Source organism: Candidatus Rickettsia kotlanii (assembly GCA_030295365.1).
GTDB lineage: Bacteria > Pseudomonadota > Alphaproteobacteria > Rickettsiales > Rickettsiaceae > Rickettsia > Rickettsia kotlanii.
Genome location: AP027062.1, coordinates 606,670 through 622,644, shown reverse-complemented (window position 1 = coordinate 622,644; position 15,975 = coordinate 606,670). Strand labels below are relative to the sequence as shown.

The following is a 15,975-nucleotide window of genomic DNA, read 5'->3' as shown; positions in this document are numbered from 1 at the left end:
GGTAATATTATGCGAATAATATTTTATAACATTTGAGGTTTCATTTCTATAGGAAAGGTAAATAAAATTTACGACCATAGACTTTTCATTTTATTAAAAAAGCTGCAGTCATTTTCCTTTTCATGTATGGATTCTTTTTTGAATTCTTCTAGTAATTCACGTTGTCTTTTAGATAAATTTTTAGGTACTTCGACATGAATATGCGCAAGCATATCACCCCTAATAGTTGATCTCATTTTAGACATACCTTTGCTGCGTAGCCTTAATTGATCACCGTTTTGTGTACCTGCAGGAATTGTTAATTTTACTTTTCCACCTTCAATGACCGGTACTTCTATCTCTCCTCCAAGAGCAGCATTCACAAAACTAATAGGTAGTTTACAATGTAGATGTGCTCCGTCTATTTTATAAATATCATGTGGTTTTATTTCTATATCAACGTATAAATCACCGCTATTACCACCTCTAATGCCTGCTTCCCCTTCTCCAGTATGTCTTATTCTAGTACCGTTCTCAACACCAGCAGGAATATTTACCGATAAATTTCGTTGTTTATGGTAACGTCCCATTCCATGACACTTCTTGCAAGGATTTTTTATAATGTGTCCGTTACCTTGGCATTTATGACAAGCTTGTTCGATCGTAAAGAATCCTTGCTGCCTTCTAGTCGCTCCAACACCGCTGCAAGCATCGCAAATAGTTACGGTTTCACCTTTTTCAGAACCGCTACCGTGACAAGCATCGCATTTTACTGCGCTAGAAAAGCTAATATTTTTTTCTATACCGTGAAATGCTTCCTCTAGGTTAATTGTCAGATTATATTTTAAATCTGAGCCTCTAACTTTAGCTGAAGTGGGGCGTGATGATCTTCTGCTACCTCCCATAAAGTCGCTAAAGAAGTCACCAAATATGTCGTTAATATCAGGGTGAAAACCGCCATGATTTCCTCCTCCCCCTTGTGATTGTTGATTTTGAAAAGCATCGTGTCCCAAACGGTCATAAGCAGCTCTTTTTTGCTCATCTTTTAGAACATCATAAGCGGCATTGATTTCTTTAAATTTCTTTTCAGCATCTTTAGCATCAGTAGTATCAGGGTGATATTGCTTAGCTAGCTTGAGGTAAGCTTTTTTAAGGTCAGCTTGGCTAGCTGTTTTACTAACCCCTAATATTTGATAATAATTTTGTGACATAATTTAATTTATAAAATGAGATTGTAACGTCATTACGAGGAAAATTACATAGTAATTTGACGAAGCAATCTCAGGATATTTAACAAGATTGCCACGCAGCCTATGGCTGCTTGCAATGACGAAATTACTTCTACTTCTTCTCTACATCTTGAAAGTCGGCATCGACTATTTTTTCATCATTAACGGCACTTTCTTCAGCAGGTTGACTCTCACTACTTTGTGCTTTATACATCGCTTCACCGATTTTCATACTAGCTGTAGTTAAACTTTCGGTCTTTTCTTTAATCAAAGCAGCATCTTCCGACTCAAGCACGGCTTTTAAAGCGGCTAACGCTTCTTCAACGGCTCCTTTATCGTCTGATGATAATTTATCGCCATATTCTGTAAGAGTTTTTTCAGTAGAATAAACTAAACTATCGGCAGCATTTTTTGCTTCAATAAGTTCCTTACGCTTTTTATCTGCATCAGCATTTTGTTCGGCATCTTTAATCATTTGCTCAATTTCCGCATCGCTAAGACCACCGGAAGCTTGAATAGTTACTTTCTGCTCTTTACCGCTTGCTTTATCTTTAGCTGAAACATGCACTATTCCGTTAGCATCAATGTCAAATGTTACTTCTATTTGCGGCAAACCTCTTGGTGCAGGAGGTATACCTTCGAGATTAAACTGACCAAGTAACTTATTATCTTTTGCCACTTCACGTTCACCTTGGAATACCCTAATAGTTACGGCATGCTGGTTATCATCAGCAGTTGAGAATATCTGACTTTTCTTAGTAGGTATAGTAGTATTACGATCGATTAATCTTGTAAATACGCCGCCAAGAGTTTCAATGCCAAGGGATAGAGGTGTAACGTCTAATAATAATATATCCGTCACTTCTTTATTAAGTACTCCGCCTTGAATAGCGGCGCCGAGAGCTACAACCTCATCGGGATTTACGCCCTTATGCGGCTCACGTCCGAAGAATTTTTTTACGGCTTCTTGTACTTTCGGCATTCTAGTCATACCGCCTACTAATACTACTTCTTGAATATCAGAAGCTTTAAAACCTGCATCCTGTAATGCTTTACGGCAAGGCTCAATTGTTTTTTCAATTAAATCATCTACTAATTTTTCTAGTTCAGCTCTAGTAAATTTAATATTTAAGTGTTTTGGGCCGCTACTATCAGCTGTAATATAAGGTAAATTAATATCGGTAGTTATTGCAGAAGATAGCTCTTTCTTAGCTTTTTCTGCGGCTTCTTTCAAACGTTGAAGTGCTAAAGGATCTTTACTTAAATCTATACCGTTTTCTTTTTTGAATACACCTATTAAATGGTTTAATATTCTTGTATCGAAATCTTCACCGCCAAGGAATGTATCGCCGTTTGTTGATTTCACTTCAAAAACACCGTCAGCGATCTCAAGAATTGAAACATCGAATGTTCCACCGCCAAGATCGTATACTGCAATAGTTTTACTTGCCGATTTCTCGAAACCGTAAGCAAGAGCTGCAGCAGTCGGCTCGTTGATTATTCTAAGGACCTCAAGACCTGCTATTTTACCGGCATCTTTCGTTGCTTGACGCTGTGCATCATTAAAATAAGCAGGTACGGTAATGACTGCTTGTGTTACTTTGTCCCCTAAATAATTCTCAGCAGTTTCTTTCATTTTTTGTAAAATGAATGCACTAATTTGACTTGGTGAATATTTATTATTATCCGCTTCGACCCATGCATCCCCGTTATCGGCTTTAACTATATTATACGGGACAATACCTTGGTCTTTCCTAACCATAGGATCGATAAAATTTCTACCGATTAATCGCTTTACCGCATATATAGTATTGCGAGGGTTAGTTACTGCTTGCCTCTTAGCAGCTTGCCCAACTAATTTTTCGCCGTTTGCAAAAGCTATTATTGACGGCGTAGTTCTTTCACCTTCTGCATTTTCTATTACCTTTGGTTCTTTACCTTCCATGACCGCAACACAAGAGTTGGTAGTCCCAAGGTCGATACCTATTACTTTTCCCATAAGATTCCTCGTTTTCTTTTTTTATTTTATTATGACTTTTGATTTGATATAGTGCGGCTTAAATGATTTTACAAGAGGTGACAATGAAAAAACTACCGATTTTACTAAAACTTTTATTTATTATTAATTTAGTTTTCCTAAATAATATAGTTTTAGCATCTAGCGAAACAAGCACTATTATATTTGACAAAGCAAAGAAAGCAATCGTAACGATCGATACTAGAATTGCCGTATCGGCATATGACGATACAAGTAGTTGGATTGGAACGGGATTTATCAACGATAAGAACAACGGTTATATAATTACTAATACTCATGTTGTCGGCGGTGCGTCTATTGGAACTTATTTTGTTACTTTTTATAACGGTGAGCAGGCAGAAGCAAAACTTATCTATTACGATATTTGGCAAGATTATGCCGTTTTAAAAGTAGAGAGTAAAGATATACCGGCATCAGCAACGCAAATATCTTTTGCAAGCGAGCTTCCAAAATTAAATCAAAAGGTTTTTGTAGTCGGTAACACAGAAGCAAAAGGTTTTTCTTTCCATACCGGTTATTTGTCCGATCTTTATAATATTGAAGGTTTAATGCCGCAATGTACTTATGTTATTAATTTAAATACTACAGGAGGTGCTAGCGGTTCACCAGTATTAAACGATAAGATTGAGGCTATAGGAGTATTATATGGTGGCGGTAAAACTCATTCTCTAGCACTGCACGGTGATTATGTAGTTCGCACTTTAGAAAGTTTAAAGAATAATAAACAACCAGGCAGAAAACATATAGGGATAATAAGCGAGTTATATTCTTTAAATAAAGCAGTTAGACATCACAATTTTCCTAAAGAAGAAATGGATCAATATATAAAGAAATTTCCTGATAGTAGAAATAGAGTGATAAGCGTTAAGGCAGTTCTAACCGGATCACCTGCCGAAAAATCTTTAAAAGCCGGTGATATTATTTGGGCAGTTAATGATAAGGAACTCGGTGGCAATCTAGCATTATTTGATAGAGAAATGGATAATTTCAAAGGAATAGCTATTAAACTTACTATATTTCGTGACGGGAAAAAGCTAGAACAAGCAGTAGATTTATATGATGTGAACAATAATAAAATCACTAAAATGATCAATTTCGGTGGTGCAGTATTTTTTGAAGCCGATGATTATTTTAGTAATAAATCAGGTATTCCGCTTAAAGCTCTAAGTATAGCTTCCGTTCAATCCGGTAGTAGCTTTAGCTCTATACCAACGTTTTTTACTAAAGATTATAAAAATGTTTATAGATTGCAAATTTTTGAGATGAAAGATTTAGCTTTAAGTAATCTTAATGATTTGGTGAAATTCTTACCTGCTATTACTAAAGAGAAGTTTATAATGGTTAGATTTAGAAATTATCAACCTTATTATGCTAATTTCGGTTATAATGAACTTATCTCATCGCATAATGATATGATTGCTGATGTAACTCTAGATTCTATAGATACTAAGCCTTATATATTAAAGTATAATACTATTTCTCATGATTGGGATATGGAAAATATAAAACTTCAGTAACTAATGGCATTGCGATAAATTAACAATTATTAATTAATGAAGTAATATATAATTCAACTTGGTTTGTTGCGTTATTATTCTTAAATTTATAATCTTATATTTTAGGAGAATTGCAAATTAGCTCAGAGTAGTTCGCCAACTAGCTAAAACCATCATTGCGAGCAGCCATAGGCTGCGTGGCAATCTCATGAAATAATAACAAACTCCTGAGATTGCTTCGTCAATTGCTATGCAATTTCCTCGCAATGACGGAAAAATGCCCTTTACTCACTACCTAAGAAACATACTAATTAACAATTCCTCCTAAAATAATTAATAAAAATTTAGGAGAATTAATGACTAAAGAACAAATACCTAAAGTAGATAAAACAAAAATATCTTTTTTTAAGTTTTTTATAAAAAATAGTAATAACTCTAATACTCAGGATTCACTAACATCACCACGTTCAGATGATGATATAGAGAGATGCTTCTAAAAAAGAAGCTTCTTCAGAAAATCCAAAGCATTAATAGACAAGAATGATGCAGCTGCACTAAAAGCATTTCTATTTGATAAAAATAATATATCTTAATCTTACGTGATACAGTTGAGGATAAAGAACAAACATTAGTTGAAAAAATATTAGCATTAGCTAAATACGTAACAGAGATAACCTATAACGATTCAACAGTGTTACATTCAACAGTTACAGGAATTGCTAACAAAGAGATTATCAAAGCTTTATTAGCAAAAAATCCTTATTTAGTAATGATCAAAGATGTTCAGGTCTTACTCCATCATATTATAATACTAGTAAGAAATATTAGAAATATTGCAAAATTGTGAACGAGATATTATAGACCGGCTTAATATAGAACCATGGTACGGTTGGGCAGAAGATATGCACAAATATTTAGAAGATGATATGTCTATAATCGGAAAAAATAAGCATACAATAATGGAGCTTGTATAAAAAATTTGTAAATTACTAGACAAGCATCTTCCTTGTAAATTTAACATAGAGTATTAGATTTGCAAGGAAGATATAGAGAATTCTTTAATAAAAAACGGTAAGTATGTAAAACCTACCGATTAAATTTAAAGCTTTAAAAATTATAATTCAGTAACAGGGATATACTTGATATTTCCATCTTCTCCTATCAATGGGTAATACTCTGTTTGAGGGTTATAAGCATCATAACTAATTGATGTTTGTGATGATAGTTTTTGTGCTAATATTACCAATTGTTCTTCATATAACTCAAAAGACTTGTCTAAATCCTCTTTTGTAATTTTTACAGTTTTAACTTCATCTGTATTTACTTTGAGTGTTTCAATATTTTTTGTTAAGTTACATTTTGTTAAAATTACTTTTTCTAGTAGGGTGAAATATGTTCTTATTTTTACCAAAATTCGTATTGAAATACTTAGAACAAGTTTATTTAATAACATCTAATACCTTTAAAATTTTGAAAAGTGGCAGTATACAAGCCTCTCTTATTAGTGTCAACATAAATTAACATTTATTACTATAAATATTAATCAATGCTAATTATTATAATTTGCTTTCACAAAATCGAAATAAACTGTTATTAATATAAAAAACCAATCTTAATCTAATATATGCGTTCTTTATTTGTAATAATTATATTCTTTCTAATGAGCAGTTGTAATTTAAAACCAGTATATAGTAAAAAATACAGTAGAAACAATGATTTAGAAGCTATTGAAGTTGAACCAATTCGAACAATTGAAGGAGCTGAGTTTTATCATCGTTTAACTAGTATTTTACCTCAGAAAGCACAAGCAAAATACCTGCTTAAAGTAAAGCTTATCGCAACAACTATGCCTGCTACTACTATTGAAAAAAACTCCAATGTTTTAAGGGGATATATTAATCAATTAGTTATATATAAATTAATTGATATAGAAAGCCAAAAGGTTTTAATTGAAGAGCAGTTTTACCAAAACACGTCATATAATGCTATTTGTACACCATATGCAACAAATGTTGAAAGAGATGAAACAGGAATAGACTTGGCATATCAAGCAGCAGAAGAAATTCGTAGCAGATTAATTTTATATTTTACACGGAAATAGTTAAGCTATGAAATTTTATTTGTCACAAATAGGTAGATTATTTGAACTAATAACATCTGGAAAGATTAGAGCTCTTTTACTATATGGTCCTGATAAAGGTTATATAGAAAAAATTTGTAAGCATTTAGTAAAGAGCTTAAATATGCTACAAACTTCTATAGAATACGCAGATCTTAATATTTCATCTTTAGAAATATTACTTAATTCGTCTAATTTTTTTGGTCAAAAAGAATTAATTAAAATTAGATCAGTTGGGAATTCAATCGATAAGAATTTAAAAATAATTCTAAAAAGTGATTATATAAATTTTCCTGTATTTATAGGTGAAGAAATGACTTCTAGTGGGAGCATTAGAAAGTTTTTTGAAACGGAAGAATATTTAGCGGCAGTTGCTTGTTATCATGACGATGAAGCAAAAATTGAACGAATTATTTTAGGTAAAGTAGAAAAAACTAATAAAGTTATAAGTAAAGAAGCTATCACTTATTTAAAAGCTCATTTAAAAGGTGATCATGATTTAATTTGTAGCGAAATAAATAAATTAATATATTTTGTTCACGACGCACGCGAAATTACTTTAAACGACGTTCTAGAAGTTATAAGTAGCGAAATTAAGGCAAACGGCAGTGATTTAGCAATGTATTTTTCAAAAAAAGATTATAGTAATTTTCTGCAAGAGCTTGATATATTAAAAAAACAAAATATCAATGAAGTTTTAATTATTAGAGCATTAATAAGGCATTATTTAAATTTATATATAGTTTTGTCGAAAGTAAAAAACGGTGAGTGTTTGAAACTCGCAATAAAATCATTATCACCACCGATTTTCTATCAGAATATTAATGATTTTATAAAGATAGCAAACGGTCTTAGCCTCACTGAATGTCTAAAAACTTTAAAAATGCTACAACAGGCAGAAGTGGATTATAAGTTAAATCCTGCTAGTTTCGATTTATTTCAAAGTATACTCCAAAGTAAATGAAGAGTAGACGAAGTTTAATTTGGAAAAGAGCAAGGAGACTATAAGGCGAGGAGCGGAGCGTATACTTAAATACGTAAGCACCGTAGCTCTTATAAGATGACGTAGCCAGTTTTTCAAATTAAACGAGTATACATTATGCCTAGACCTGATTTTTCTGACCCTGACAAACAAATTCACGAGATAATTAGAGTTAATCATGCCGGAGAATATGGTGCAAAAAGAATTTATCAAGGACAACTAAAATATATTAAATTTCAAAATGATCATATATTGATTAAAGAAATGCTTGACCACGAAGAAGTGCATTTAAATTATTTTGAAAAAAAATTACTGGAAAAAGAAGTAAGACCCACGTTTTTATTATTTTTTTGGCATTATTACGGATTTTTACTTGGTGCTTTATCTTCCTTGATGGGAATAAAAATGGCGATGCTTATTACCGAGAGTGTAGAAGAAGTAATAGAAAAACATTATGAACAACAAATAAATTATTTAGAAAATAAAAATGTTGAGCCAGAATTATTAAATAATATTATTAAATTTCGACTTGATGAAATTGAACATAAAAATATTGCTATAATGAATGATAGTACTGAGGCAATATTTGCAGAAATAACTAGTAAAATAGTGAAGATAATTTGTCGTATCTCTATAATTTTAAGTAAGAAAATTTAGAGTTAACAGCTTAATTAGTTAAAAAATCTAGAAATGTTTTACTTCTAAGATATTAAGAAGATAATTAAAAAACATTAATAATATTATTAGAAATGGTGATGAAAAGAAAAACTTGTTTTTAAATTTTTTCTTTATTTTTTGCATTTATATTTTTTAGAATCAATGAATCTTTATTTTTATCAAACATAGCTAATACTACTCGCAATTCCTTTATTTAATTTATGCCTAAACCTAATCTAGAATTAATAAATAAAGGTGCCAGGGGTAAGCTCCTGTGGCTTTATGTAAATCATGTAAAAACGTCCTTGCAAGCATTCATAGAATAGTGGTAATTGTCTAGTAGATAGAATCTTATTGTATGGATCGATGTTGCAGTTGTCATACCGCGACTTGATCGTGGTATCCAGCTTAAAATACTAAAATTATTAGTATCAAAAGTTGTTTTATAGATATAATAGTCAAGCTAAAGTATAAAACCGCATGCGTTTGTCCGATACATGCAACAACATCGCAGTCGTAGACTGCATGGCACTCCCCAAAAAATAATAAAAATTTTTTATCCTAACTTGTGAAGTATAAATAGAAACGCTACAAAAATTTAACGGTGAGAATTGAGAAGCTTTTTTATTTCTTTTCTTTGTTTTGAGTCTTTATGCTATTTCTTGCTTTTATAATTTTCAGTTTAGTTTTTAATGGGGCAACAAATAAAGCAGTAGTATAGCGTCAGAAGCATGTAAAGTTCTATTAGCATCCACCGCTATCCAATCTAAAGCTCTGTGCCCTTTGAAATCTTTAATTTTTTGATCTGCTCCATATTCTAATAAAATACGAGTAGGTTCAACATTAAGATATGATGATGCGTAATAAGGAAAGTCATTACGGTAATACCGTCTTCATATCTTAAATAAGTATGGTTGATTTACTCCATATCTCTCATCTAATATTTTTTTACTTTATCAATATTATCTGCTTTAATAACATCTGCTATCAGTGTAATTGGATTCCCGACTTTTGGATTATACTCAACACCATTCACATATATATATCTTTTTTAAACTCAAGTTTACATTCCATAATATGAATAGAAGAAATAATAAAAATAATTATAAACTTTAAAATTACTTGAATAATTTTCATATAATCAATCTAGGTACTATGTAGCTATACAGCATTAAACCTTTGTCAGTAAGATAGATATTTTTATCTAGTCTAATTAAGTCTAACGCTTGATAATGTTTAAGATTATTCATATCTAAAATACTCTCTAATTTTGTGTTTAATTGCTGCTCCAATGTAGAAATATTTATACCTTTGCTAAGGCGTAAACCCATCATTAGCATTTCTTCAATAATCTCTTGATGAGTTAACTTAGTATTAGTTTGAATACCAACATTTTTTGTTTTAACTGAATCTAACCATTTTTCAGGTTTATGCCACATCATAATTGCCGATACCGAACTTGAGGATTCAATGATTCTACTATGAGCTCCGGGGCCTATACCTAAATAGCTATTATAATTCCAATAAGTTAAATTATGCAAACATTCATGCCCTATCATAGTATAATTGGATATTTCATATCTAAAATACTTTTTAGATTCTAGATAATGATTCGTCCATTCATACATTTCAGCTGCTGCATCTGAATGCGGCAAAATCAGCTTACCCTCCTTAAATAATTTATAACACGGCGTGCCTTTTTCAATAGTCAATTGATAAAGAGAAATATGCGAGGTAGCAAGCTGCATAGCTTGTTTTAATTCTTCTTGCCAGTCTTTTAATATCTGACCGCTACGTGCATATATTAAATCAAATGACACTCGTAGAAAAATCGTATTTGCCGCCTCAATTGTTTTAATGGCCTGCATACAATCATGAGTTCTACCTAATTTTTTTAAATCATCTTCTTTTAAGGATTGTACTCCTATTGAAACACGATTAATTCCGGCGGCTTTGAATGCTTTAAATTTTTCAGTTTCAAAGGATGTGGGATTAGTTTCTAGAGTTATCTCGGTTTGATTATCAATAATTGCTAGACTACTGATTTTATTTATTATTCCTTCAACTATCACAGGATGCATTAAAGAGGGAGTACCGCCCCCAAAAAAAATAGATTTTATATATTTATTTTGAATAATATCCTTAAAATATTCAATTTCAGTTTCATAAGATTTAAGCCACTGATTATGATCTATTATAGTACTTGCCACATGAGAATTAAAATCACAATATGGACATTTTGACAAACAAAAAGGCCAATGAATATAAATACTTAAATCATTAACCATAACTCTCATATTTTGTATTTTTGCTAGTGCTAACTTAGGTTTTGTGGACATTTCTAAAAAGATTTAATTTTGGTTATTTTTTGCTACAAATTATAAGATTTTTTTGAAATATGAATAACTATTTCTACAAAAATCTTATTAATTTTCGCTAAAAAAGACCTCAAAATAGCAAACCAATTAGCAATGTCCACAAAACCTAGCATTTTCTTTGATTTGATTCAAGGTGCATGATAAAACACTATTCTAATTCAAAGAAAACTGTAAATAAAGCTTTTAATTTAATAGATATTATTAAAATAATGAAAAAATTACCCACTATTTCATAATTTTTTTATTAACTTTTTGTGTTCAAGCTATGGGAAGTAATAATCAACAAATACATAACCCAAAAGACACTAAATTTCTAGATGAAGCTCTAAAATGGGCAAAAGAGCGTACTGATAAAATAGAAAAGGCTTACCAAGCTATGCCTACTTATAAGGTAGTTAAGAAAGAAATAGAATCTGTGTGCTATGATCAAAGAAAAACTCCTTTTGGTGCTATACATAAAGGTTACATGTATAATTTTTGGATGGATTATAAAAACCCGCAAGGGTTATGGCGTAGGGCATTGGTTGAGAATTACTCGAAAGATAAACCAAATTGGGAGGTTCTAATCAATTTTGATAAATGATCCAAAAAACTCAGTAAAAAAGTAATGTATCGAGGTGAGAGCGCTTATTTTCAAAACCCTAATCGTTTCTTAATTACCATGTCATTTTGCGGTAAGGATGAGATGTTTTTTAGAGCATGGGATTTAGAGAAAAAAGATTTTGTAAAAAATGGTTTTGAGCCAAAAACAAGTAGCAAGAAATTACTAAAAGGTCAATTTACTGTCCCTACTTGGGTTGATCAAGATACTATTCTATTTAATCCAGTTTTGCATCAAGAGGAAGTGACTCACTCTTTATATCCTAGCGCGCTCTACATATGGAAGAGAGGAGAACCTATAGAGCAAGCCAAAAAACTGTTTGAAATACCAAAGGATTATATACTTATATCAGCCAGTAAGCTTTTATCCGATAATATTTTTTCATCTTTAATATTTATATCTGCAGATAAGGATTTTTATAATTACGATAATTATATTTTAGATACTAAAGATGAGAGCTTAAAATTACAAAAAATAAATATGCCATCAGATGCAACACCTGAAGGTTCTTTTAAAAAATATGTATTTTGGCTACTGCATTCCGATTGGCAAATTAAAGATAATAATATAAAGCAGGTTCACTTGTTGCCATACACTACGCTGACCTTCTAAAAGAAGATAGCGATAAAGCTAGATTTAAAATATTATTTACCCCAAAAGAGAGGGAAGTATTATATTTTGTAGGCATGACTAAAGATACGGTATTTTTAACTAGCTATGAGAATGTTATTTCAAAAGTAGTAACATTTTACATTAGAAAATAATGAATGGACAAAACCGATAACTTTAAAACTGTCTTATGAAAATACAATTTTTGGTATGTTGTCTGATGATGAGGAAGAAGATGCATTAATTACTATAGAAAATTCTATAGTTCCTCCAACTATCTATTTATGGAATAAAACTCATGAATTAAAAGTTATTAGAAAGCCTTTGTATCCGTTTGATAGCAAAAATTATGTTGTAAGCTACAAGCTCGGATGGAGTTAAAATACCATGTTTTATTGTCTATAAAAAGGGCAGAAAATTTAATGGTAAGAATCCAATATTACTTAAAGCATACGGTGGTTTTCAAGTAATCAACTCTCTATATTTCTCTCGCATGGAAAATGAAGTATGGGTTAAACATGGCGGGGTTAGTGTTTTTGCTAACATTCAAACCGGCTTGAATGATTTTATTGCAGTAGCAGAGGATTTAATAAAGCAAAATATTACTAGCCCTGAGTATTTAGGAATTAAAGGAGAAAGTAACGGCGGATTGCTAGTAAGTGTTGCAATGACACAGCATCCTGATTTATTTGGAGCTATAGTATTTGAAGTGCCGATACTTGATACGATACGATATAAAGAATTAGGAGCAGGACATGCATGGGTTACAGAATATGGTGATCTAGCAAAAGTAGAAGATTTAGTACATATTTAAAAATACATACCGCTAGAGAATTTATCTTTAACGCAAAAATACCAAGCTGTGTTAATTACAGATTTAGTATTAGAGCAGCATGTACACCCACGGCATGGAAGAATTTTTGAGTATGTGCTTGTTGAGAAAAACCCAAATACTAAAACTTACTTTCTAGAGAGAGTAGATAGTGAGCATGGTAGTGGTAGTGATTTAAAAGATAGTGCCAATTATTTGATCAATATTTATACATTTTGTGCAAATGCTTTGAAATTAAAAATTAATTAAATTTAATGCTAAGTTAATATGTGTTACTTATTATACTACTTGGTAGTTTAAAAAAAATGTCGATGTCATTCCTGCAAAGACACATGAGTATCAACTTAAGGAAAAGGTCACCCCGTGGCTTGACCACAGGGGCCATATAATTTTAGTATTTTTAACTGGATCCTGCGATCAATTCAGCATTGTTACATGGATCGAAAAACCTACTCGATGTCATCCCCGCGTAGGCGGGAGTCCAAAAAAATAACTTCAATATTGCTACAGAAGTTATATACTTGATAAAATAACCATATAAATACTTGTTTTTATATGCTTGACTGGATTTCCGCTTTCACAGGAATGACATAATGTAGATATAATATAAGTTCAAGAAAACAATTTTCCAATTCTGCTACGTAATAGATTTTTAGGATTCATTTTACTGGCTTTTTTCATTATCTCGCTTATTTGTTTATATTGCTTTAGCAAAATATTTACCTTTTGTACCGTAGTTCCTGCTCCAGCAGCTATACGTTTCCTACGAGAAGCATTAATTATATCGGGATTTTTACGTTCTTTTGGCGTCATAGATAAAATAATTGCTTCTTGATGTTCAATTATTTTACTATTTAATTTTGAGTGATTTATTTGATCCATAATTTTACCGCTACCCGGTAATATACTAAGTATACTTCCAAAACCTCCCATTTTTTTTATACTTCTCATTTGCTGAAGATAATCATTTAAATCAAACTTACCCTTTTTTAATTTAGCTGCCGTTTTTTCGGCTTCTTCTCTATCAACGATACTAGCTGCTTTTTCAACAAAAGAGATAATATCACCCATATCCAGTATTCGAGAAGCTAAACGTTCAGCATCGAATTCTTCTAAATCAGTTAGGTTTTCACCGCTACTTAAAAATTTAATCGGCTTTTTAGTAATATATTTTACACTGAGTGCTGCACCACCCCTGGAATCTCCGTCAACTCTAGATAAAATTAATCCTGAAATTTCTAACTTTTCATTAAAACTACTTGCCGTAACTACTGCATCTTGCCCTGTCATACTGTCGATTACTAACAAAGTTTCTGTAGGCTCTACTATCTTTTTTATTGCAAGTGCTTCCTCCATCATTGCTTTATCAATTTGTGTACGACCTGCCGTATCATAAATTACGACATCATAAGCAGAAATTTTAGCCTCAGCAATAGCTCTTTTGACAATATCGAGGGGTTTCTCACCTTGCACAATAGGTAATGAATTAATCTGTACTGAGTTTGCAAGTATAGCGAGTTGCTCTTGTGCGGCTGGTCTGTAAGTATCCAAAGAAACAAGTAAAACTTTCTTATTTTGATTTCTAAGCCGTAAAGCAAGCTTACTACTCGCCGTAGTTTTACCGCTCCCTTGCAGCCCTACCATTAGGAAACTTACGGGCGGCCTTGAATTCAAATTTAGCTTTGTCTCACTTTTACTTGAAGCTAAGAGATTGATCATCTCTTCATGGATAATTTTAATTATCATCTGTCCAGGTGAAACAGACTTAATAACCTCCTGCCCTAAAGCTTTCTGTTTAACTTCCGCTATAAAATCTTTTATCACCGGTAATGCAACATCTGACTCTAAAAGAACTACTCTTATATCCCGCATAGCAACATCTATTTGGGCTTCCGTCAAAATGCCTGAGCTAACTAGCTTATCAAAAATCTTCGTCAAATTTTGTGTTAAAGTTTTAAACATACAAATAATTTATAAAGTTCCTAAAACCTAATATTATATTACGAGTAAATGCACAATAGTCAAAATAAAACATAAATTAAATTTATATTCTAGAGAAAAACCGCTTTCTATCTTGAATATCTATTAACTATTTTTTAAAAAAAGGAGTATTATTTCTCTCAATATATTTTGTTGTTTTATGGATAACATAGAAAGGAACGCAGTGATATCGTGTTAATTACTAGAAAACTCATTCACCACTAATATATAACTTGTTTTTAAATCCAAATCATAATCAATGGTATTATATATTAACTTTTTTATGTCGGTAAATTTTTGCAGTAAATATGAAGGATGTCTATTTGATAGTTTATTAAAAATCTTATTTTCCAAATCTAGAAGTTCAATATTAACATTAGCAGATTTCTTAAGGATTCTATTCATTAATAATAATAAATTATCAATAAAATCTAGCCATAATTCTCGGTCTTTAGTAGTAAAGCGATTAATAAAATCTAACGTTTTGTTATCTGCTATCGACTGAATAAACTCGGAATATAATTCGTTTTTAGTATGATGGATAGATGATCTAACATTAATTTTAAAACATCTTGATCTAATTGTAGAAATAATACTTGCAGCTCTTGAAGTAATTAAAAAAATATAGCTATTCTTTGGTGCATCTTCAAGAACTTTTAAGCATGAATTCGCTGCATTCAAATTCATAAGATCCGCCGAATAAATTATTGCAACTTTATAACCTGAAATTGCAGAAGTTTTACTTAAGAAGTATTGTAATTTTTTTATTTGTTCAATAGAAATATTTTTAGCATTAGATGTAGCTGAAGTTTCCCTAGCGATGAAATAATAATCAGGATTGTTTTCAAGAGGAATGCTATTCTTAAAAAGCTTAACATATATAAACTCTTCTAAATCTTTTAAAACTTGCTCTATATTTTCGGCTTCGATAAGCCAGCTATTGTATAGATTATTATGTTTTAAGTTAAACTCTAGGTGTTCTATCAATGGTTGTAATATCGTTATAAATTGTACTTAAGAAGTATTCTATATCATTCCAGCTTTTGCAGAGCATTGTTACATGAGCTGGTTTTTC

At 31.4% G+C, this 15,975-nt stretch carries 11 protein-coding genes and 2 pseudogenes; 7 read left to right on the top strand and 6 right to left on the bottom strand.

Annotated elements, in window-relative coordinates:
* Positions 1-68: 68 nt before the first annotated feature.
* The gene (gene dnaJ, locus QUD19_RS03410; RefSeq protein WP_498807286.1) at positions 69-1,190 is read right to left on the bottom strand and encodes a molecular chaperone DnaJ; all 1,122 of its coding nucleotides are present in this window, start codon (positions 1,188-1,190) and stop codon (positions 69-71) included.
* Between the two features lie 130 nt (positions 1,191-1,320).
* Complete coding sequence (gene dnaK / locus QUD19_RS03405) at positions 1,321-3,207, bottom strand: molecular chaperone DnaK (protein WP_498807284.1); 1,887 nt, start codon at positions 3,205-3,207, stop codon at positions 1,321-1,323.
* 62 nt (positions 3,208-3,269) lie between these two features.
* Between dnaK and QUD19_RS03400 the strand changes: the two genes are divergently transcribed.
* The 3 genes and pseudogenes from QUD19_RS03400 (at position 3,270) to QUD19_RS03390 (ending at position 5,716) form a co-directional block, all read left to right on the top strand.
* Complete coding sequence (locus QUD19_RS03400; RefSeq protein WP_498807283.1) at positions 3,270-4,763, top strand: S1C family serine protease; 1,494 nt, start codon at positions 3,270-3,272, stop codon at positions 4,761-4,763.
* Positions 4,764-5,098: 335 nt separating this feature from the next.
* Positions 5,099-5,239: a hypothetical protein gene (locus tag QUD19_RS03395; RefSeq protein WP_498807282.1), complete on the top strand. Its 141-nt coding sequence runs from the start codon at positions 5,099-5,101 to the stop codon at positions 5,237-5,239.
* 194 nt (positions 5,240-5,433) lie between these two features.
* Positions 5,434-5,716 (top strand): annotated as a pseudogene (locus QUD19_RS03390) (hypothetical protein).
* A gap of 140 nt (positions 5,717-5,856) precedes the next feature.
* Here QUD19_RS03390 and QUD19_RS03385 read toward each other — a convergent pair.
* Complete coding sequence (locus QUD19_RS03385; RefSeq protein WP_498807280.1) at positions 5,857-6,195, bottom strand: hypothetical protein; 339 nt, start codon at positions 6,193-6,195, stop codon at positions 5,857-5,859.
* 171 nt (positions 6,196-6,366) lie between these two features.
* On the opposite strand from QUD19_RS03385, the gene QUD19_RS03380 reads away from it, so the two are divergent.
* The 3 genes from QUD19_RS03380 (at position 6,367) to QUD19_RS03370 (ending at position 8,500) form a co-directional block, all read left to right on the top strand.
* A complete protein-coding gene (locus QUD19_RS03380) occupies positions 6,367-6,843 on the top strand; it encodes a hypothetical protein (RefSeq protein WP_498807279.1) in 477 nt (158 codons plus the stop codon).
* A gap of 7 nt (positions 6,844-6,850) precedes the next feature.
* Positions 6,851-7,825, top strand: coding sequence for a DNA polymerase III subunit delta (gene holA / locus QUD19_RS03375; protein WP_498807278.1), 975 nt, complete (start codon positions 6,851-6,853; stop codon positions 7,823-7,825).
* A 135-nt stretch (positions 7,826-7,960) separates the two neighbouring features.
* The gene (locus QUD19_RS03370; protein ID WP_498807276.1) at positions 7,961-8,500 is read left to right on the top strand and encodes a demethoxyubiquinone hydroxylase family protein; all 540 of its coding nucleotides are present in this window, start codon (positions 7,961-7,963) and stop codon (positions 8,498-8,500) included.
* Positions 8,501-9,633: 1,133 nt separating this feature from the next.
* Here QUD19_RS03370 and hemW read toward each other — a convergent pair.
* Positions 9,634-10,839, bottom strand: coding sequence for a radical SAM family heme chaperone HemW (gene hemW, locus QUD19_RS03365; protein WP_498807274.1), 1,206 nt, complete (start codon positions 10,837-10,839; stop codon positions 9,634-9,636).
* 304 nt (positions 10,840-11,143) lie between these two features.
* On the opposite strand from hemW, the pseudogene QUD19_RS03360 reads away from it, so the two are divergent.
* Positions 11,144-13,169: pseudogene (locus tag QUD19_RS03360) on the top strand (prolyl oligopeptidase family serine peptidase).
* 363 nt (positions 13,170-13,532) lie between these two features.
* Here QUD19_RS03360 and ffh read toward each other — a convergent pair.
* Both ffh and QUD19_RS03350 read right to left on the bottom strand, forming a co-directional pair.
* On the bottom strand, positions 13,533-14,882 hold the full coding sequence (ffh, locus tag QUD19_RS03355) for a signal recognition particle protein (RefSeq protein WP_498807273.1): 1,350 nt from the start codon (positions 14,880-14,882) through the stop codon (positions 13,533-13,535).
* Positions 14,883-15,095: 213 nt separating this feature from the next.
* The gene (locus QUD19_RS03350; protein ID WP_498808663.1) at positions 15,096-15,905 is read right to left on the bottom strand and encodes a DNA polymerase III delta subunit-related protein; all 810 of its coding nucleotides are present in this window, start codon (positions 15,903-15,905) and stop codon (positions 15,096-15,098) included.
* Positions 15,906-15,975: the final 70 nt, after the last annotated feature.

Bases quoted from the DNA above. Each gene is read 5' to 3' on its own strand.
- QUD19_RS03370 (WP_498807276.1), top strand. From the start codon at position 7,961: ATGCCTAGACCTGATTTTTCTGACCCTGACAAACAAATTCACGAGATA.
- hemW (WP_498807274.1), bottom strand. From the start codon at position 10,839: ATGTCCACAAAACCTAAGTTAGCACTAGCAAAAATACAAAATATGAGA.
- dnaK (WP_498807284.1), bottom strand. From the start codon at position 3,207: ATGGGAAAAGTAATAGGTATCGACCTTGGGACTACCAACTCTTGTGTT.
- QUD19_RS03385 (WP_498807280.1), bottom strand. From the start codon at position 6,195: ATGTTATTAAATAAACTTGTTCTAAGTATTTCAATACGAATTTTGGTA.
- QUD19_RS03395 (WP_498807282.1), top strand. From the start codon at position 5,099: ATGACTAAAGAACAAATACCTAAAGTAGATAAAACAAAAATATCTTTT.
- holA (WP_498807278.1), top strand. From the start codon at position 6,851: ATGAAATTTTATTTGTCACAAATAGGTAGATTATTTGAACTAATAACA.
- ffh (WP_498807273.1), bottom strand. From the start codon at position 14,882: ATGTTTAAAACTTTAACACAAAATTTGACGAAGATTTTTGATAAGCTA.
- QUD19_RS03400 (WP_498807283.1), top strand. From the start codon at position 3,270: ATGATTTTACAAGAGGTGACAATGAAAAAACTACCGATTTTACTAAAA.
- QUD19_RS03380 (WP_498807279.1), top strand. From the start codon at position 6,367: ATGCGTTCTTTATTTGTAATAATTATATTCTTTCTAATGAGCAGTTGT.
- dnaJ (WP_498807286.1), bottom strand. From the start codon at position 1,190: ATGTCACAAAATTATTATCAAATATTAGGGGTTAGTAAAACAGCTAGC.